Source organism: Psychromonas arctica, from assembly GCF_038155225.1.
GTDB classification, from domain to species: Bacteria; Pseudomonadota; Gammaproteobacteria; order Enterobacterales; family Psychromonadaceae; genus Psychromonas; species Psychromonas arctica_B.
In genome coordinates this window covers 1-208 of sequence record NZ_JBAKBA010000452.1, presented here as the reverse complement: position 1 = coordinate 208, position 208 = coordinate 1, and the positions used below count along the sequence as shown (strand labels likewise).

The 208-nt window shown below is 35.1% G+C and carries 1 pseudogene; it reads right to left on the bottom strand.

Going from position 1 to position 208, the window contains the following annotated elements:
- Positions 1-54: 54 nt before the first annotated feature.
- Positions 55-208, bottom strand: a pseudogene (locus V6255_RS19060) (ribosome biogenesis GTP-binding protein YihA/YsxC); the annotation flags it as partial.

Genomic DNA, 208 nt, shown 5'->3' with positions numbered 1-208 from the left:
TTTTAAAGATGAGAACAATTCAACTTGAATATCACCTTCAAAGTTTTCCGCTTATTCACGCATTTGCAACAAAGTCGCTTTACGTGCACCTTGCATTAATTTATCCGCTTTTGTTAATAACGCTAAAACAGGAATAATCGCATCGATAGCCCAGAAAATAAGCTGTTGATCCAGATCTTTAAATGGGTGACGAATATCCATTAAAACA